The 16,680-nt window shown below is 52.7% G+C and carries 18 protein-coding genes and 1 pseudogene; 6 read left to right on the top strand and 13 right to left on the bottom strand.

All coding sequences use genetic code 11. From position 1 onward, the window contains the following. Positions 1-246: 246 nt before the first annotated feature. The 3 genes and pseudogenes from ENTHG_RS05845 to ENTHG_RS05835 all read left to right on the top strand — a co-directional run. Positions 247-1,072: pseudogene (locus ENTHG_RS05845) on the top strand (transposase family protein); the annotation flags it as partial. Positions 1,073-1,192: 120 nt separating this feature from the next. Further along, on the top strand, positions 1,193-1,660 hold the full coding sequence (locus ENTHG_RS05840; RefSeq protein WP_044175865.1) for a GNAT family N-acetyltransferase: 468 nt from the start codon (positions 1,193-1,195) through the stop codon (positions 1,658-1,660). 293 nt (positions 1,661-1,953) lie between these two features. Continuing rightward, the gene (locus ENTHG_RS05835) at positions 1,954-2,508 is read left to right on the top strand and encodes a histidine phosphatase family protein (RefSeq protein ID WP_237567451.1); all 555 of its coding nucleotides are present in this window, start codon (positions 1,954-1,956) and stop codon (positions 2,506-2,508) included. Positions 2,509-2,533: 25 nt separating this feature from the next. On the opposite strand, the gene ENTHG_RS05830 is transcribed toward ENTHG_RS05835, so the two are convergent. The 10 genes from ENTHG_RS05830 to ENTHG_RS05785 all read right to left on the bottom strand — a co-directional run bounded on the left by ENTHG_RS05830 (position 2,534) and on the right by ENTHG_RS05785 (position 11,183). After that, positions 2,534-3,175 (bottom strand): histidine phosphatase family protein, encoded by a 642-nt coding sequence (locus ENTHG_RS05830; RefSeq protein ID WP_187371634.1) that lies wholly within the window; start codon positions 3,173-3,175, stop codon positions 2,534-2,536. A 14-nt stretch (positions 3,176-3,189) separates the two neighbouring features. Continuing rightward, the gene (locus ENTHG_RS05825) at positions 3,190-4,374 is read right to left on the bottom strand and encodes an ROK family transcriptional regulator (RefSeq protein ID WP_044175864.1); all 1,185 of its coding nucleotides are present in this window, start codon (positions 4,372-4,374) and stop codon (positions 3,190-3,192) included. 164 nt (positions 4,375-4,538) lie between these two features. Next, the gene (locus tag ENTHG_RS05820; RefSeq protein WP_052332668.1) at positions 4,539-5,567 is read right to left on the bottom strand and encodes an N-acetylglucosamine-6-phosphate deacetylase; all 1,029 of its coding nucleotides are present in this window, start codon (positions 5,565-5,567) and stop codon (positions 4,539-4,541) included. An 11-nt stretch (positions 5,568-5,578) separates the two neighbouring features. Beyond that, positions 5,579-6,316 (bottom strand): glucosamine-6-phosphate deaminase, encoded by a 738-nt coding sequence (locus tag ENTHG_RS05815; RefSeq protein WP_044175858.1) that lies wholly within the window; start codon positions 6,314-6,316, stop codon positions 5,579-5,581. Between the two features lie 32 nt (positions 6,317-6,348). Continuing rightward, positions 6,349-7,686, bottom strand: coding sequence for an MFS transporter (locus ENTHG_RS05810; RefSeq protein ID WP_081653591.1), 1,338 nt, complete (start codon positions 7,684-7,686; stop codon positions 6,349-6,351). A 274-nt stretch (positions 7,687-7,960) separates the two neighbouring features. After that, on the bottom strand, positions 7,961-8,323 hold the full coding sequence (locus ENTHG_RS05805; RefSeq protein WP_044175853.1) for a cupin domain-containing protein: 363 nt from the start codon (positions 8,321-8,323) through the stop codon (positions 7,961-7,963). Between the two features lie 76 nt (positions 8,324-8,399). Next, positions 8,400-9,224, bottom strand: a complete 825-nt coding sequence (locus ENTHG_RS05800; RefSeq protein WP_044175847.1) for an AraC family transcriptional regulator — start codon at positions 9,222-9,224, stop codon at positions 8,400-8,402. 31 nt (positions 9,225-9,255) lie between these two features. Further along, positions 9,256-9,876 (bottom strand): LysE family translocator, encoded by a 621-nt coding sequence (locus ENTHG_RS05795; RefSeq protein WP_044175845.1) that lies wholly within the window; start codon positions 9,874-9,876, stop codon positions 9,256-9,258. 165 nt (positions 9,877-10,041) lie between these two features. Next, positions 10,042-10,635: a DUF4142 domain-containing protein gene (locus tag ENTHG_RS05790; protein ID WP_044175841.1), complete on the bottom strand. Its 594-nt coding sequence runs from the start codon at positions 10,633-10,635 to the stop codon at positions 10,042-10,044. Positions 10,636-10,889: 254 nt separating this feature from the next. Then, entirely contained in the window at positions 10,890-11,183 is a 294-nt protein-coding gene (locus tag ENTHG_RS05785; RefSeq protein WP_156567611.1) for a hypothetical protein, read from the bottom strand. Between the two features lie 248 nt (positions 11,184-11,431). Between ENTHG_RS05785 and ENTHG_RS05780 the strand changes: the two genes are divergently transcribed. Both ENTHG_RS05780 and ENTHG_RS05775 read left to right on the top strand, forming a co-directional pair. Beyond that, positions 11,432-12,172, top strand: coding sequence for an AzlC family ABC transporter permease (locus ENTHG_RS05780; protein WP_044175830.1), 741 nt, complete (start codon positions 11,432-11,434; stop codon positions 12,170-12,172). Further along, positions 12,172-12,495 carry an AzlD domain-containing protein gene (locus tag ENTHG_RS05775; RefSeq protein ID WP_044175824.1) on the top strand — a complete coding sequence of 108 codons (324 nt, stop codon included), beginning with the start codon at positions 12,172-12,174 and terminating at the stop codon, positions 12,493-12,495. The genes ENTHG_RS05780 and ENTHG_RS05775 overlap by 1 nt, the downstream gene beginning before the upstream one ends. Positions 12,496-12,498: 3 nt before the next feature. Here the strand turns inward: ENTHG_RS05775 and ENTHG_RS05770 are convergent, their stop codons facing one another. Then, positions 12,499-13,419 (bottom strand): LysR family transcriptional regulator, encoded by a 921-nt coding sequence (locus tag ENTHG_RS05770; RefSeq protein WP_044175819.1) that lies wholly within the window; start codon positions 13,417-13,419, stop codon positions 12,499-12,501. 117 nt (positions 13,420-13,536) lie between these two features. Between ENTHG_RS05770 and ENTHG_RS05765 the strand changes: the two genes are divergently transcribed. Beyond that, positions 13,537-14,940 carry an MFS transporter gene (locus tag ENTHG_RS05765; protein ID WP_044175814.1) on the top strand — a complete coding sequence of 468 codons (1,404 nt, stop codon included), beginning with the start codon at positions 13,537-13,539 and terminating at the stop codon, positions 14,938-14,940. Positions 14,941-14,977: 37 nt separating this feature from the next. Here ENTHG_RS05765 and ENTHG_RS05760 read toward each other — a convergent pair whose 3' ends face one another. Beyond that, positions 14,978-16,153: a hypothetical protein gene (locus ENTHG_RS05760; RefSeq protein ID WP_044175809.1), complete on the bottom strand. Its 1,176-nt coding sequence runs from the start codon at positions 16,151-16,153 to the stop codon at positions 14,978-14,980. Between the two features lie 187 nt (positions 16,154-16,340). Continuing rightward, a partial coding sequence (locus tag ENTHG_RS25670; RefSeq protein ID WP_187371632.1) for a cytochrome d ubiquinol oxidase subunit II occupies positions 16,341-16,680 on the bottom strand: 340 nt, incomplete at its 5' end.

Genomic DNA, 16,680 nt, shown 5'->3' with positions numbered 1-16,680 from the left:
CCAATTTAACATAATATACATTATGCGCACTTATATAAGCACAGGTCTAAACCAGGATTTCCGTCACGCTGATTGCTGCCATTAAGGGATTCTGATGACGGCTCATAAAGCAGTATTCTTCACTTTGGATGAAGTTAACCGACTCAAAATCATTCAGGTCGGTGTCGATCGCTATCTGTCGCGTTACCGTGAATCTGCCCCACTTGGTATGGCTAACCGCCGTCGCGGCAGACCGAGCAATAACCAGCTGCCCGGGGCTACCTGGAAAAGCATGGCAAACCCTTGGCGCTATATAGCGATAAAGCCAGCGTCTTCAGAATCAACAATAAAAACGCCACCGGGGGCGATGGTTATACCCAGTTTGGTCGTGCGATGCACGAACTGAACATCCAGACTATCTGCGCCAATACCAGCTCAGCCAAAGGCCGTGTGAAACGGGCCCATCTGACGCTTCAGGATCGCCTGGTAAAGGAGCTCCGGCTCAGGGGTATTTCCTCAGTGGATGCAGCCAATGAATTTGCTGATGAGTTTATGGCTGATTACGACCGGCGTTTTGCGAAAGCGCCCCGGCATGATTTTGATGTTCACCGGCCACTTGAAACTGACGATGACCTGGCCGCGTTTTTCACATGGCGGGAACCGCGCCCGCCGTGTTTCAAAATCCCTGACGGTGCAGTATGACAAAGTGCTTTATCTGATTGAAGATAATGAGTTAAGTCGCAGGGCTATCGGGAAATATATCGAGGTCTGGCACTACCCGGATGGTCGTAAAGAACTCCGCCTTAATGACGCTGTTCTTCCCTACTCCACCTATGATCGACTCCAGGAAATCGACCAGGGGGCTATTGTGGACAACAAACGCCTCGGGCGGACACTTGAATTTATCAAACTGGTTCAGGATAAACGCGACAACAACCGGTCACAGGCTCTCCCTGCCGGAGATGGCCCCTCACGGCGGCGCAGAAAACCAACTGAGAAGAAATCTCAGCGCTCGCTAAACAGTGACGATATGCTGGAAGCCTTGAAGACGTTGCAGTCACGTTCTGGAGAAATTTTTGGCCCAAGGAGATGACTTGAATCCCATGATTAACAGCAATGCTTCGGTATCTAACGTCCGCTTTGAGCGAGGAACGGACGCCCTATTTCACAAAAATTAGTATTGTTCTACAAGTAACTCTTACAATGAGGTTTTATGAAAATCAGAAGGTTCAGTAATGGGGATGAAATCTCGTTATTCAGAGTTTTTTTCTCATCTGTACATACGATCGCATCACACTACTACACACGTGAACAAATTGATGCCTGGGCCCCAGCAGATATCGACCTGGAGCGATGGGCCAATCACATTAAGGAATTACAACCTTTTGTTGTAGAGCTGGATGGTGAAATAGCTGGATATGCAGATGTTCAACCAAATGGATACATTGATCATTTCTTTGTATCAGGAACCTATTCAAGACAGGGGGTAGGGACACTACTGATGAATTGCATTCATGAGGAAGCCAGACAGCGTGGAATTAGTGAACTTACTTCAAATGTAAGCAAGGCTGCGGAAGTGTTCTTTCTACGACACGGCTTTCATATAGTGGAGCGAGGCTTTCCTGTTTGCCGTGGAGTGACATTACAAAATGCTCTGATGAGAAAATGTTTGGCGAAATAATAGTCAGCTTGCATAAAGGCAGCATTGTTCTTTTGCCTTGTTGAACTCAGCAAACCGCTACAATGAGCTAGTTATCACTTTTGTACTGTCCACTCCTGGCACATAGCGGACTAACGAACAGACCGATGTCCGCTTTGGGCGAACTGTATTAAAGTATTTACTTATTCACACACTGATTCTTACTGACACATCATCTCAGCAATCAGTGTAAAACCTGGATATGGTAGTGGTGCGTCGTGCCTTTATCGCGTTAGTCTGTCTGCATGGAAAGGACCATAAACCAGAAGCTCTGTATGGAAATTATTTTAATGCGTCATGGAAAGCCTGCTTTTACAGGATCTGCGAAAGTAACGAGCCGTGAAATGTCCAACTGGATTGCAGGATATGATCTTTCTGATACAGGAGAAGATATACCGCTTGAGTCCAGCAAATCATTAGCATTCAGCGCATCGCGAATCATAAGTAGTCCTCTTCCCAGAGCACTTTCTTCCCTGAAAGCATTAGGGCTTGAACCGGACGTTATTGATAAGGTTTTCAGGGAAGCAGGTCTGCCGGTATTTCACATGCCCTATTTCAGGTTATCCCCGACCGTGTGGGCTGCTTTTTTCCGCGTCATGTGGTTATGCGGTATATCCCATAATGTGGAGCGAGTGGAAATAGCAAAGAGACGTGCTATTCAGGCTGCGGATATTCTCGTAGCGTTTGCAAAAGAATCCGACGGCCCCGTGCTTCTTATGGGACACGGGGTGATGAATCGGTTAATTGCAAGGGAACTGAAGTCGTTGGGTTTCAAAAAATATTGTTGTCAGGGTAATGGTTACTGGAACGCGAGTATCTACAGGCTTTAGTCAGTAAAAATCTTTTCCTTTTCAGTTACTCATTCCTGGATTCAGCGCGTTCAAGCTGGAGCAAGTGTGTCGCAATCCCCCATCTGACATCAGCACATTCTCCATGACGCAGATTGAAGACTGAATAACTCGCGTTAGGTTGCGCGTAGCGAGGAAAATTATCGACAGCGCCTTCTTTGAGAATCGCAAGCACCCCCTGGCTGACATGGCCGTGTGACACAATGCAAATTGTTTGATGACATGACGCTTCTGCCAGACCGTGCAGAAAACGCATAACGCGCTGAGAAGCATGCGCGAGCGACTCGCCTCTCGGTGGGCAATATTCGGCATCAAGCTTGAATAGCGCATTTGCAGCGTTCGGATGGTTCTGTATGAGTTGCTCTGCTGACATCCCTTCAAACTGACCAAATGACTGTTCTTTAAGGGCTGGTTCAGCGATTAATGCGCAGCGAAAATGCGCTGCCAGACTTTGCCCCATTTGCCAGGCTCGCCCAAGCGGAGAAGCGTAAACGCATTCGATCTGGTCATCACGTGCTGCAAGCGCGGCCAGTAACGCAGAGGTCTCGCGTACCCCGCGAGAAGTCAAAGCGCTATCGCTGTGCCCCTGAATAATTCCGCGCGCATTCCACTCTGTTTCCGCGTGTCGAACCAGGATCGCTCTCATCATTCGCTGCCGGCGGGTTAATCTGTTAACAATGCCGCAAGCCCCTGTTCGAGTACCGGCAAGGCGGCACCGTAAATCCCAAGGTCGCGGCTAATCTGACTGACGCTCACTGAGCGAATTTCATGACCAAAGAAACGATTCTTTTGCTCAAAGCGCTCGCAGAAAGCCTGCCAAATTTGCGGGTTCTGGACGAACGGGCCTGACACCACCAGTCTGTCCGGGAAAAAGACGCGGCAAACATTGGACACGGCAGTCGACATATCCTCAACCGCCTGATTTATCAAATCATTATCAGTAAAATCGCTCTCTTTGAGCATACTGGCGATGTGCTCTTCATCATCACCGGCGTGAAAATCTTCTCCCAACAAACGAGGGCCAATCGCCCACAATGCCGTCACGGTCTCAAGGCACCCCGATTGCCCACAGTGGCAGGACGTGCCCTCATCGGTGACGCGCCAGTGCCCTATTTCACCAAATGCGCTTCCCCCTTCCACAATCCGGTCACTGGACTGACCGAACGCAAAACCTACCCCGTACCCCCAGTGCAGTAACAGGGTGCTTTGGGGCTGAAGCAGCAGATGAATACGTAGCTCATTATCAAGCGTGCGTGAAAGAGAGATCGGGTATTTTTCGCTGCTAAAAAGACGCTGAATATCCAGATTATGCATCTTTGGCCAGCGGGAGGCGTGGATCCAGCGGTGAGTGTTGCGGTCAATCACCCCGCCTGGTGAAAAAACGATACCGGCCAGTTCAGCGCCGGATGGTCGCTTTATAAGAACGGCCTGGTATAGCTGCAGAAAAATGGCGCTGAGCGACTGATTATCACTGTCTGGCGGCGCTTCCGCTTTTGCGTGGCCAACAATCTCTGCGGAGAGGTTAACCATAAAAGCATGCACCGACTGGCTGATGACCTGAAATACAATGGTGACCAGGCGATTAGCATGGACACCCAACGAGCGAAGTGGCCGCCCTCGCCCGCTTCGGGCGCTAATCTGCTCGGTCAGCAACCCCTTGTCCAGTAGTTCAGCCACATACTCTGAGACAGTAGAAGATCGTATAGAGAGTCGTTTGGTCGCTTCGCTGCGGGAACTCACCCGGCCCTGAAGCACGGCAAGGAAGACCCGCTCCCTGTCGTTCAGGACAGGACGGGTAAGGGGTAAATGGGCCAGAAAATCCGTGACAGGTGTATTGTCCATATGCATCCCTACTGTGACATTTCAGGGCCTGACCGGCATCCCGGATAGAGCAAACCCCCTCATCATACATTCAGAAAGTATCCTGAAAGCGACGGGTTCTGGCAACCCCGGCGGATGTGTTATGTCGCAGAACGCAAAGGAATATGCGGGGAGGCTCTCTCCCCGCCGGGTCAATGATAGTGCCGGGTGAGATGCTGCCCTATGCGGCACTGTATCACCTGATACTGCTCGTCCCATATCACTTCACTTTCATGAAGCGTCTGGCGATGCTGTAACAGCGCTTCCTTCATAAAATTATGCGGATGCGTACTAGCCATCTCAACCGCCTCTTCAAAGCTGGAGAGTTTCCATGCCACCAGATTGCGAATAGCCTGATCGAGCGTCAGGCTGGAACCTGCCAGGTTGGCTGCGCCCGGTAAACGCACAATCCCTTCCGGAGAGCATTCAACCTCAATACCTGCAAAAGTGTGTACGCCAGGATGCGCGCAGGCCGCAGCGCTCATGGCATCCGTCACCAGAATCGAACGTGCTGGCGTTTTGGCGCGCAGCAAGTTTTTCAGCGCAAAGGGAGGAATATGGACGCCGTCAGCGATAAAACTTGCCTGAAGCTGGTCGCAACTGAGCTGGGCCTGAAGGGTATTATCCAGCTTAGGTAAGACCTGAGGGATACCGTTTCCCAGATGGGTACAGAGAGTGACGCCAGCGTCGGCGGCCGCTTCGACCTGAGAATAATCGATGCATGAATGCCCAACGGCAACACGCTTGCCCCTCTGTTTGAGCGTGCGGATAAAAGCAAAGCCCTCATCCTGCTCCGGCGCGCAGGTAACAAGCAAAACGGGGCGTGTGAGCTGCTTTTCAATATCATCAAGTAACTGGATATCCGGCGGCACCATCGCCTCCGGCGGATGGCAGCCCGCATACCCTTCCGCCGGGTTCAGAAAAGGCCCTTCCAGGTGATAACCCGGTATCATTAATGCGCCGAGCTGGCTCTGCGCCACCGCCCTGTCCAGCGCCTGAAAGCGGCGCATGAGCTGCGGGAACGGTGCGGTAATCAAGGTGGGTAAACAGCTTGTCACCCCCGTTCTGAGCATGGCCTCCAGAGCGATATCCAGCCTGTCGGCGTTGATATTTTCGTCATTAAAATCAACGCCAGCAAAGCCATTAACCTGCAGATCAAATAAACCGGAAGTGGCTTTCATAGAGAATCCTTTCATTCAGATAATAGCGAGGCAGATTCAGTATCGAGAAATACCCGACAGTCAGGATGCTGCTGCACGATGGAGGCCGGCACGCTGTTATCAACCGGTCCTTCAAACGCCATTTTCACAGCCTGCGCTTTTCGCCGGTCGGGAATACTCAGGATCAATACGCCGGAACGCATGATTTGCTGAATACTCATTGAGATAGCCTGGGTTGGGACCTCTTCTAAAGAATTAAACCATTTTTCACCCAGCTGCTGTTGCCGACAGGCTTCATCCAGTGTGACCTGCAGAAAGGGTTCTGTAGTCGTAAAATCCGCTGGCGGATCGTTAAAGGCCAGATGCGCATTTTCACCAATACCGGCAAAGCACACATCGATCTCTTGCTCACGAATAAGACGGTTCAGGCGTTCAATTTCATTCCCGATATTATCGGCAGAGCCATTCACCCCCACAAAGCGGTAAAGAGAAGGCAGTTTATCCACTACCCGTTCATGTAAATAGCGCCGGAAACTTGCCTTATGATCTTCCGGCAAGCCTATATATTCATCGAGATGGAAAATCGTAACCCTTGACCAATCAATATCCGCACCCGTCAGGTTTTCGAGCATCTCAAACTGACTGGCGCCCGTGGCCAGAATGATGGCAATGCGCGGTTTCTTCGCCAGCGCCTCTAGTATGGCGTGAATGCCACTTTGCGCGGCCAGTTTGCCAAGCGCCTGTTTGTTTTCGGAGACAGTAATTTTCATTTTGACCTCAGGAAATAAAAGGAGTGACTCGATTACGCATGCTGCTTAAGGCTTTTAGCCATTTGCACTGCAATAAGCGTCAGCAAGCTGCAAAACATCAGGTAATAAATGAGGTAAGTGGGCTCCCCATTACCAAAGGTAATGAGCGCGGCAGCAATGACAGGCGTGGAGCCTGCGAAAATGACGCTGTTAAGCTCACGCGACAAGGCAATACCGGAATAGCGATACTGGGTGGGAAACAGGTTCGCAAGAAATGCGCCCTGCGCACCGGATGTTGCGCCGTGCCCTATTCCATAGGCAATGCACATGCCCAGCGTTGCCAGCATCAGACTGCCGCTTCCCAGCAGCCAGAACAGAGGGAAGGCAAAAGCGGCAAGAAAGAGTGCGCCGAAGGAGAACACGGTTGTGGTGCCGAACCGGTCCGTCATTTTTCCCATAATGGGCGTCATGATTGTATTCACAGACACGGCAATCATCAGCGCCATCAGACCTTCTGATTTCTCCATACCCAGCGTCGTTGTGAGGTAGCTAATGCTGAAAACGCTTAAGACGTATCCATTGGCCTGATGACCGGCGAGGCTGAAAAAACCGCAAATCAGATTGCGCGGGCTATTAACAATCAACGCTTTGATGGGGACTGCCTGCGCTTTCCTGTTATGCTCTGCTTTCTCCACCGACTTCACATATTCGGGCGTTTCATCCAGATGTTTGCGGATATAGATAGCCACAACAAACAGCACAATTGAAAACAGGAACGGCACTCGCCATCCCCAGCTCATAAACGCTTCATCCGGTAACTGGGTAACCAGAAAGAAGGCCAGCGAGGATAAAAGTATGGCTACGCCCGTCGAGGCATTAATTAACGAGGTGTAAAAGCCCCGCTGTTTCATGGGCACGTACTCTGCAACAAACGTCTGTGCACCCGCCAGTTCCGCCCCGGAGCCGAAGCCCTGCATTAAACGAATAACCACCAGAGCCACCGTCGCCCAGATGCCAATATGTTCATAGGTCGGCAGCAGCCCCAGCGCCAGCGTCGCAACGCCCATCAGCATGACGGCAAAAATTAATGCGGGCTTGCGGCCGTATCGGTCGCCAATATGGGCAATAATGACGCCGCCCAGCGGACGAGAAACAAAACCGACCGCAAAGGTTAAAAATGCCGCCATCGTCGCGATAGCTGGCGACAGATTGGGAAAGTAAAGCTTGTTAATGACAAGCCCTGCTGCCGCACCGTACAACGAATAGTCATACCATTCGATAATGGTGCCGGACACGCTGGCAAACATCACTTTGCGAATCGTTTTTTTACTGGCTGTCTTCTCATCGGGCATGTCCACCACGCCGTCTTTGGTTAAGTTAGCTTCACTCATTGCTTTCCCCTTCGTTTATAAACGACTGTTTTTAAACCCTTTAAGTAGCTAATGGGTATGGCGGATAAGCGGACAACACACTCGCATACAATGAACGTAGCATTGCTTTAGCTATTTTTGAACAGATGCGTTCAAAAATAAGCTGCAAATGTGACGACGGCCAAAATGCGTGAGCAATATTTAGGATCTGAATATTTTTATGGCGGGCTACGGCTAAAGTACTGCAAACCAGCGGCGGCGGCTGGTTTGCACGGATTAAAATGATGCGCGGTAATTAGATCCAGACATTGTTCTCTGCGGTACGTTCGCCGCCTTCATCGCCGGTATTCAGTACGCCTCTCGGCTCGATCATCATCACTTTTGTGATGGTCTCGGCTGCGGTTTTATGTTCAACGCCTTTGGGGACAACAAATAATTCTCCCGGCTGAACAAAAACAGCCCTATCCCGAAAATCAATCCGCAAAGTACCCTCGATAACGATAAAGGCTTCATCGGTGTCTGCGTGGGAATGCCAGATGAAATCCCCCTGAATTTTAACTATTTTGAACTGGTAATCGTTCATCTCTGCAATTAATTTTGGCTGCCAAAGCTCAGCAAACTGTGAAAATTTTTCGACGAGATTAATCGGACTATTCATTGCTACTCTCCCGTAGGGTTAAGAAGAGCATAAAATAGATCAACGCGATTCAGTCAGTCTTGAACGATCGAGCAAGTCAGGCTGGGCCTTTCCTGATAATGTTTTGCCATCGCCCCGGCGACACTCCCCATGTTTTAATAAACTGGCGTGTCATATGGCTTTGATCGGCGAATCCCGATTCTATTGCCGCTTCTGCAAGCGAGAAACCTGCCAGCATAAGCTGGCGGCAGTATTCGAGGCGGCGCATAGTCACATACCGATAAGGACTGGTGCCGAAAAGCACGCGAAAATCCCGACTTAAGCTCCAGCGATCTTTCCCGCTCACCGCAGATAATGCGTCCAGGGTGATATTTTTATTAAATTCTGCATAAATATATTCCCGCGCTCTTTCTACGGCCTGATAATCTGTTACGCGCCTGCGGACACGCTGCCCCCCGACCACAGCAAGGGCCTGAGCCAGATCGTAAAGCGCATCATCTTCTTCTAATTTTTCTAACGAGATGTCCATTGCTTTTAATAGCGGTTCGGTGGCTATATGCAGCCGTGGGTCAGAGGATATTCCCCCAGCGATAAATGGCAATGGCTTACCGCCAAGAATGGTCTGGATCAAGGCAGGGTCAATATAAAACATTCGATACTGAAACCCATCCTCGGTTCCCGCTTCCCCATCGTGGAGCTCATCCGGATGTAATACCATCGTCATGCCTTGCAGGCTGTGTCGTTTGCTGCCACGGTAATTAAAGCTCTGCACGCCCGCCAATGTCCAGCCAATAGCATAGGTGTCATGCCGATGAGGTTCATAACCATGACCGCTGAAATACGCTTCGATACGCGCAATTCTTCCAGCGTGACAGGCAGGTTTGACCCAGTCAGTCGTAACCTTAGCCTTTGTTCCCGTCATTTCTAATGCCCCATGGAGTGATAATCAGAAACTACCTGCGGCTCAGCGCCAGTTTTGCGGCAAAGAGCAGGAACAGACACCCGGTTGTACGGTCCATCCATTTTACCACCGCAGGTTTTCTCAAAATCCCGGAAGCATAGCGGGAAGAAATAATGAGCGTCACTGACCACAGCGTACCGATTAATACGTGGATGGCGACCAGAAGAAATGTCCAGATTAACGGCGAATGCCCCGCCGGGATAAATTGCGGTAAGAACGAGACGTAAAAAACCCCCATTTTGGGGTTAAGGACATTGCCTGACATGCCTCGCAGAAACCAGTTGTTTTCAGAGCCTGCACTCGCTGCGTTTACGCTAAATTGCTGACGTGGGCGCAATAACAATTGAATGCCTAACCAGCAGAGATAGGCTGCGCCACACCATTTAAGTAAGGTATAGGCAAATTCAGAAACCGCCAGCAACGCGCCTAAACCAAAAGCCACCAATGCGCCCCAGATAAAGCACCCTGCATCGATACCTAACGCAGCATGAAAGGCTTTCCGGCCACCTTCGACGGTGGCGGTGCGAAGAATAAGGGCCGTATCAAGGCCTGGGGTTAAGGTCAAAAGCGTTGCAGCCAGCGTGTAAGCCAGGAGTAAATCAGCGACGGACATGTTCTTTCTCCGAAAGAGCTTAGGCTACTGGCTGATTTACATTTTTGCAACAATAAGCACATGAAGAAATCTCAACGATGTTGCCGTCGCTGTTGATGATTTCCTTGAGGGATGGCGGCGAATGATGAGTCCGCTTCCGGCAAGAAGCGGACAGGAACGCGCGGGTTATTTGTCCGTTGAAGCCCCGGATTGCATCGACATCTGCTGAGCGGACTTCAGATGCTGCTCAACAACAGGAGTATGCTCGTCGGCCAGCGCCTTCACATCAGGGTCCTTGATCATACTGGCGTCACTTTTCAGCTTCGATAGCACCATTTCGTGGTCCTTAGTTCCGGCGTTTTCCATATACATCTTGTCAAAGGCGTCGCCGCTCGCCTTTTCAAGCTTATCGGCCATCGCCTTGTGGCTGGCGTCTGGCTCAGTGGGCAGCGTCACGCTCTTCTCCTGGGCTACCTTCTGTACTTTGCCCAGGGCAGCGCTGTGGTCATCGACCATCTTCTGCGCGAAGGCTTTAACTTCGCTGCTTTGCGCTTTGTTCAGCGCTATTTTGGCCGCGGCGACCTCATTGATATTGGCCTGCGCCATGTCCTTTAACGCTTTTTCGTCAGCGGAACCGAGGCTGGCGATTGAACCGGTCTTTGCTGCAGCGCTATTTTGCGCGGCGCTTGACGGCGTCTGGGCTTGCACGCCAACAGTGCTGAACATGGCGACTACTGCTGATACGGCCAGCAGTCCTTTCAGGGTGTTACGCTTTTGCATGTTGTTCTCCTGATGGTCATGGTACACAGGTTGAGATGAGGTAATTGTTCCTGCACAGCCTGGTATAAATGGCAGCTGCAATAAACAGTATAGATGAACGATTTAAAACAGCACTTTACGCTGCGCTTGTTGGCAGAGTGCAGAAGGAAATAGCGAGAGCAGAAGTAAGGGGCGGATTTTCGTCAGCGTGAAGCGCAAAGGCGGCAGTAAAACAAACCCGTTATGCCCGCTAAAATCATAGCGGGCCGGGGGGATTAGCGCGGCAGGTCAGAGCCGTCTGTCGGGCGGCACACCGCGTCAGACATCATTTTGTTCTGGATGTGGGCAACGTAGCACTGGAACAGTTTGCCCTGATAGCGAGCGTTGAAGTAATAGTTGTTCTCTTCTGGCGTGCGGTCTGATTCTTCAATCGTGACTTTATCTTTGGTCACCCCCAGCGAAAAAGCCGCTTTCTCTTTCAGCACAGTTTCATTCATTACGCCGGCGGCCTGGCATAATCCGCTAATCAAAACTGTTGATGCAGCGAGAAAACACATTGTCTTTTTCATTCCTTTATCCTTTTAAATAAAATGATGTCTTAAAGGCGATATTTATAGCGCTCTCAGCGTATATTTTCATGGCGTCTCTTTCAACCGGCGAATAGTGTCCGGCTATGGTCTGAAATCATCACGTTTATTTACTTCCACCCTCCTCGCTCTGTCTTTATGCTATGCCATGCAGGAGCACAATCCTTCTATCATCACGCTCGCTGCCGCTTAAGATGGAAAAATCAGTTCGCTACAGATGGGAATACTAGATGTTAACGAAGAGTTCTACCGCGCGCCCGCATGATGCGCCGGGCCAGTTTCGCGCCGGTCTTATTGCCTGTTTACCGACTATCCCTGGCTACTGGAGTATCGGTTTTGCCGCGGGTGCCATCGGCACCCTTTCCGGTTTTACCCCGATGGAAACGGCGCTGCTTGCCAGCCTGCTCTATACCGGCTCCGCGCAGTTTCTATTTTATTCGCTATGGGCTGCCGGGGCCGAGATGACATCTGTGGTATTGAGCGTGTTTCTGGTTAACCTGCGCTATCTGCTGATGAGCTCTTCGATGAGCGTTTTCTTCCGCGATTACAGCACCCTGCAAAAAGTAGTGAGCGGCTTATTGCTCACCGACGAAACATTTGGCGTTGCCGTACAGCACGGTAGCCAGCACGGGAAGGTCTCATTTGCCTGGATGCTGGGGCTGAATGTTTCGGCCTGGCTTAACTGGATAATCGCCTGCCTGGTGGGCGCGTGGCTTGCCTCCGCACTTCCCCCTTCGCTGATGGAAGGGCTGAGCTTTAGCCTGGTCTCTATGTTTATCGGCCTGGTGGTGTTGATCTGGTATGCCAGTCGCCATAAAAAGCTGGAGACGCTCAGCATCGCTGTTGCGGTGCTGGTGACATTGTTTGCGAGCCATTATGGCGAAGTGAGCGTGGTGGTCATCGCGGCGGCTTCTGCCTCAGCGACGCTGGCGACTATACTGCTGCGCGCGCGTAATAAAGGAGAGTGCTAATGGAAAGGAACATCCTGCTGACCATCGCCATTTCCGCATTCGTTACCGCCTTAATGCGGGTGGTGCCTATTTTGCTGCTCTCGCGTTTTCGTCTGGCTCCGGTTATCCAGCAGTGGCTCAGCTTTATTCCGGCGGCGATCATGGCCGCGATTGTCGCCTCTGAGCTGATGCAAAAACCGGCCCTGACCAGTAACGGCATCAGCCTTTCCCTGCTGGCGGCCGCTTTCGCCGCGCTGGTTGGCATGGTTACCCGCGGCCTGTTCGCTACCGTACTGGCGGGCATGGTGGCCTATTCCGGCCTGCGCTACTTTTTCGGGATATAACGCTCAGGTGGTCGCCTCTGCCGTCAGTCGACGGCAGAGGCCCAGCATAAACTGGCGCAGCCAGCGGTGGGCCTGATCGGCATCAGAGCGGGGGTGCCAGAACTGTGAAATGGTAATGCCCCGTGTGGTGACCGGCAGTTCAAAGCAATGAAATGCCGCGTTGGCCGGTTGGGTCAGTAAAAACGAGGCCGGAACCAGCGCAATCAGGTCCGTTGCCCGCGCCACGGCCAGCGCGGCCGGAAAGCCTGGCACAATCGCCGCCACCTTTCGCGCCACTCCTGCTTCCGCCAGCTCCTCATCGACCGGCCCCGTCAGTACGCCTCTGCGGGATGCCACGACATGGCCGTACTCGATATAATGTGACGTTGTCACTTTGTCCAGCTTCGCCAGCGGGTGCCCGTCCCTTACCACTCCGATAAAACGGTCCCGGAACAGCATCTGGAGGCGTATCTCCGGCCCCATCTCTCCGGCTACGCCAATCTCAAGATCCACCCGCCCTTCACGCAGCGCTTTCGCGCTCTTTTCCGGCTTGGCGGCGAAGCGCAGCACGACGCCGGGAGCAACCTTCGCCGCCTCGGCAATGAGCGTCGGCCCGAACGCTTCAATAAACCCGTCGTTGGCCCGTATGGTGAATAACTGCTCCAGCGCGGCAACACTCAGCGTCGGTAGTGCCGGGCGCAGCACGGCGCGCGCTTCAAAAACCGCATTCTGCGTGCGCTCCAGAATCCCCTCGGCATAGGGCGTCAGCACCATGCCGCGCCCTGCTCTTACCAGCAGTTGATCGCCGGTGGTATTGCGTAACCGGCTCAGGGTGCGACTCATTGCCGAGGCGCTTAGCCCCAGGCGGCGGGCAGCCCCTACCACGCTGCGTTCAGCGAGGAGCGCATCAAGAGCAAACAGCAGGTTGAGATCGGGTTCAGTCACGCTTCTTCTCCGGGCAGAACAGGCGTCTGGTGCAGCATATAAGTGCAACTGCTGCGTCTTCCGCCCTGTACAGGCAGTCATTATAGTTTTTGTACGCACATTTTCGCAGAGGTAGTTATGGCTTTATTTGCAGACCAGCCCGGAGACGAGGGTTTACCGGGGCATCAACGCAGGCTGGCGGTGATCGCCCTGATGACCAGTACCACAATGACGGTGTTCGACGGGGCGATGATCAATATTGCGCTGCCGCAGATCGCCCGCAGCTTAGATGTCTCCTCCGCCGCGGCGGTGTGGGTAGCAAATGGCTATCTCTTGTCGACCGCGATGACGCTGGCCGTCTTCGCCGCGCTGGCCGCCCGCACCGGCTTTCGAGCCCTTTTTGCCGCCGGGCTGGCGCTGTTTACGCTGGCGTCGCTGGGCTGCGCATTGTCCACATCGTTGCCAGTGCTGGTTGCCATGCGCGTGTTACAGGGCATTGGCGGCGCGGCGACGCTCAGTATTGCGCCCGCTATCTTACGCACAATATTTCCAGGCCGCCTGCTGGGACGGATACTGGGAATCAACGCCCTGCTGATTGCCGCTAACACGGCGATTGCGCCTGCCGTTGGCGGCGCCTTGCTGTCGGCGCTGTCGTGGCCGTGGCTCTTCGCCGTTAATTTGCCATTCGGGCTGTTTGCGCTGCTGCTGACGCTGCGCGTTATTCCGGGGGAGCGTGCACAACCGCGCGGGCCGTTCGATTTTGCCGGTGCCGTCTGGTCGGCGCTGGCGCTGGGGGCGGTTATTCTGGCCGCCAATGCCCTATCCGGCCATGTCGCGCAGGGCGCAAAGGCGCTGCTCATGCCTGCGGCTTACGGCGCGGTCGCGCTGATTGCCGCGCTGGCCTTTGCTCGTCGGCAGCGGCGCGCCCCCGATCCGTTGTTACCCCCAGCACTTTTCGCATCGCCACGTTTTACCCTGGCGGCCCTTACCTCGTTTTCTTCCTTTATCAGCCAGGGAATGACCTTTATTGCGCTGCCGTTTCTGTTTCAGCATGTCTATGGCTATAACGTCTTTACCTCTGCGCTGCTGTTTATTTCCTGGCCGGTGGGGATCGTGCTGGTCGCGCCCCATGCCGGACGGCTGGCGGACCGCTATCCGCCTGCGCGGCTGGCCACCTTAGGCCTGGCGCTTTTTGCCGTTGGGCTGATGCTGCTGGCGCTGCTGCCGGACGAACCTCAGCGCTGGGATATCAGCCTGCGCGGGCTGGTGTGCGGCATCGGGTTCGGCTGCTTTCAAAGCCCCAATAACCGGGAAATGTTGGGCAGCGTGGCGCGGGAATTGAGTGGCCCCGCAGGGGGAGTGCTCGCCATCATGCGCACGTTCGGTCAGTGCACGGGGGCTGCGATACTGGGAGTCATGTTAACGCTCCAGACTGAGCATGGCGAAGAGAGCACCATCAGGCTGGGATTGTGGATAGCAACGGCGACAACGATACTGGCAGTCATGTTTAGCGCGAGCCGTTTGCGCCTTCGCGCCCGCTAAGTTACGCCGTCGCAGTAACATGCGACGGCGTTATCGATTACTGGGTAGTCAGTTTCAGCGGCTTGTCGCCGTTGTAATTGACCTCAACGCGTACCAGCGTTGCGCCCAGCAGACCGTCCTCCGTCAGCTCGTCATTCAGCGCCAGAGAGATAACGGCATAGTTTTCATGTCTGAACGCGTACTGTTCAGCCTTGAAAATGTCGTTCCATTCCCGCGCCTGCGCTTCATCTTTGGGTTTGAGCTGGCAGTTAGTGACGGCGGTGTCGGCCAGCCACTCGACCTTGACGTTCTGGTTATTACCGACGAAATAGTTTGTCAGGCCGTCTTTGTCGCAGCCGCCGATCGTCAGCGGATAAAGCTGCTTATCGAAATCATATTTTTCCGGCATCGCACCGGGAACAAATACGTTCAGCACCGGGTCGCCGGAGACGGTATCAAACGTTGTCTTAAGCTGCGACTGTGACGAGACGAATTTAATATACTTGAGCGCTTTGTACTCCTGTAATTTCGCCTTCATCGCCGGGATTTCCGACTTTTCGATATCTTTTTTAGCGAACTCGTCGCTTTCGTTATAATATTTGGCGCTGACCATGTTCAGCATCGCTTTATCATCGAGCTTGCTGTTGCGCGCCAGATAGAGCCAGGTCAAATCTTCGCTGCTGATAAACTTGTACTGATCGGCAGGCACGGCAAGAACCTGTTTCTTAAACTGCTCTTCTTTCTCTTTCTTTTCCTGCTCTTTTTTCTTGCGCGCTTCTAAATAGGCTTTTTGCTCATCAGAAGGGTTGTTCACCTCTACGCGTTCCATTTTTTTAATGACCGCATAGCCAATGCTTGGGTGTGTGGAAACCACCTCTTTGCCTTCGCTGTCAATGGCGATGGTCGCAGACATGTCTTTCGCTTCATAGCGGGCGCTGCCGCCGTCTACCGGCTGAACGCTGACGCTGAATGCGCAGGTTTTCGTCTGGTTTTTCTCATCTGCGGACATTTCTCTCATATTGCGTAATTCAATATGGTTCTGCTTAACCAGATCGGCGACATCTGCGAATTTCAGGTCGCTGTTACGCATGTTAGACAATAACTCTTCGCCGACTTTTTCAGTCACCGTTTTGGATAAAGTGTCAGAGCCGCAGTCCGGCTGTTTATCGCCGCAACCGACCAGTGCCGCGCTGGAGAATGCCAACAAAGAGACAGCCAATAATTTTTTCTGCATAAATCCTGCTTAATTTGCCTTAAGGTGGGTTTTCAGGTGGATTGTCTATTTTTATTTCGCTGTTGAGCATGCGCAATTATCCCTCGTTACCACCAGCAAAAACCAACCAAAAAGTAGTAGTTGACTTCCTTTGTTTTATTTAAAAGCACCCGGATAAGGCGCTGCCGTATCCGGGAATAGTATAGGCTCAGGTAACCTTGCCTCTGAATATCCAGAAAGCCCAGCTGTTATAAATTAGCGTGACCGGCACGGCGATAGCATACCCCCACAAAACAAAGCGCTGGCTTTCGGGGGACGCCGCTGCCTGGGTCACGGTCATTATTCCGGGCAGGATCCACGGATAGTTAGCCACCATCAACAAAGCCAGCCAGCTGGCCATCAACCCGAGCGCGCTCATCAGCGGCAGTATGCGCCAGGGTGTAAACAGCAACAGCGGCGTTGTCACCACAAATACCGCCAGCGTCAGCCAGGCGAGCTTGCCCAACGGGCGCTGCCAGGCATCAAAGGATAGAGGGCGGGCCCGCCAG

Source organism: Phytobacter massiliensis JC163, from assembly GCF_000321045.1.
In the GTDB taxonomy this organism is placed as follows: domain Bacteria; phylum Pseudomonadota; class Gammaproteobacteria; order Enterobacterales; family Enterobacteriaceae; genus Phytobacter_A; species Phytobacter_A massiliensis.
Note: the sequence above shows the minus strand (reverse complement) of the source record. Positions and strands in the feature narration are given on the sequence as shown.

What these genes read in the sequence shown, in the direction of transcription:
- ENTHG_RS05840 (WP_044175865.1), top strand. Translation starts at nt 1,193, where the DNA reads ATGAAAATCAGAAGGTTCAGTAATGGGGATGAAATCTCGTTATTCAGA.
- ENTHG_RS05835 (WP_237567451.1), top strand. Translation starts at nt 1,954, where the DNA reads ATGGAAATTATTTTAATGCGTCATGGAAAGCCTGCTTTTACAGGATCT.
- ENTHG_RS05830 (WP_187371634.1), bottom strand. Translation starts at nt 3,175, where the DNA reads ATGATGAGAGCGATCCTGGTTCGACACGCGGAAACAGAGTGGAATGCG.
- ENTHG_RS05825 (WP_044175864.1), bottom strand. Translation starts at nt 4,374, where the DNA reads ATGCATATGGACAATACACCTGTCACGGATTTTCTGGCCCATTTACCC.
- ENTHG_RS05820 (WP_052332668.1), bottom strand. Translation starts at nt 5,567, where the DNA reads ATGAAAGCCACTTCCGGTTTATTTGATCTGCAGGTTAATGGCTTTGCT.
- ENTHG_RS05815 (WP_044175858.1), bottom strand. Translation starts at nt 6,316, where the DNA reads ATGAAAATTACTGTCTCCGAAAACAAACAGGCGCTTGGCAAACTGGCC.
- ENTHG_RS05810 (WP_081653591.1), bottom strand. Translation starts at nt 7,686, where the DNA reads ATGAGTGAAGCTAACTTAACCAAAGACGGCGTGGTGGACATGCCCGAT.
- ENTHG_RS05805 (WP_044175853.1), bottom strand. Translation starts at nt 8,323, where the DNA reads ATGAATAGTCCGATTAATCTCGTCGAAAAATTTTCACAGTTTGCTGAG.
- ENTHG_RS05800 (WP_044175847.1), bottom strand. Translation starts at nt 9,224, where the DNA reads ATGACGGGAACAAAGGCTAAGGTTACGACTGACTGGGTCAAACCTGCC.
- ENTHG_RS05795 (WP_044175845.1), bottom strand. Translation starts at nt 9,876, where the DNA reads ATGTCCGTCGCTGATTTACTCCTGGCTTACACGCTGGCTGCAACGCTT.
- ENTHG_RS05790 (WP_044175841.1), bottom strand. Translation starts at nt 10,635, where the DNA reads ATGCAAAAGCGTAACACCCTGAAAGGACTGCTGGCCGTATCAGCAGTA.
- ENTHG_RS05785 (WP_156567611.1), bottom strand. Translation starts at nt 11,183, where the DNA reads ATGAAAAAGACAATGTGTTTTCTCGCTGCATCAACAGTTTTGATTAGC.
- ENTHG_RS05780 (WP_044175830.1), top strand. Translation starts at nt 11,432, where the DNA reads ATGTTAACGAAGAGTTCTACCGCGCGCCCGCATGATGCGCCGGGCCAG.
- ENTHG_RS05775 (WP_044175824.1), top strand. Translation starts at nt 12,172, where the DNA reads ATGGAAAGGAACATCCTGCTGACCATCGCCATTTCCGCATTCGTTACC.
- ENTHG_RS05765 (WP_044175814.1), top strand. Translation starts at nt 13,537, where the DNA reads ATGGCTTTATTTGCAGACCAGCCCGGAGACGAGGGTTTACCGGGGCAT.
- ENTHG_RS05760 (WP_044175809.1), bottom strand. Translation starts at nt 16,153, where the DNA reads ATGCAGAAAAAATTATTGGCTGTCTCTTTGTTGGCATTCTCCAGCGCG.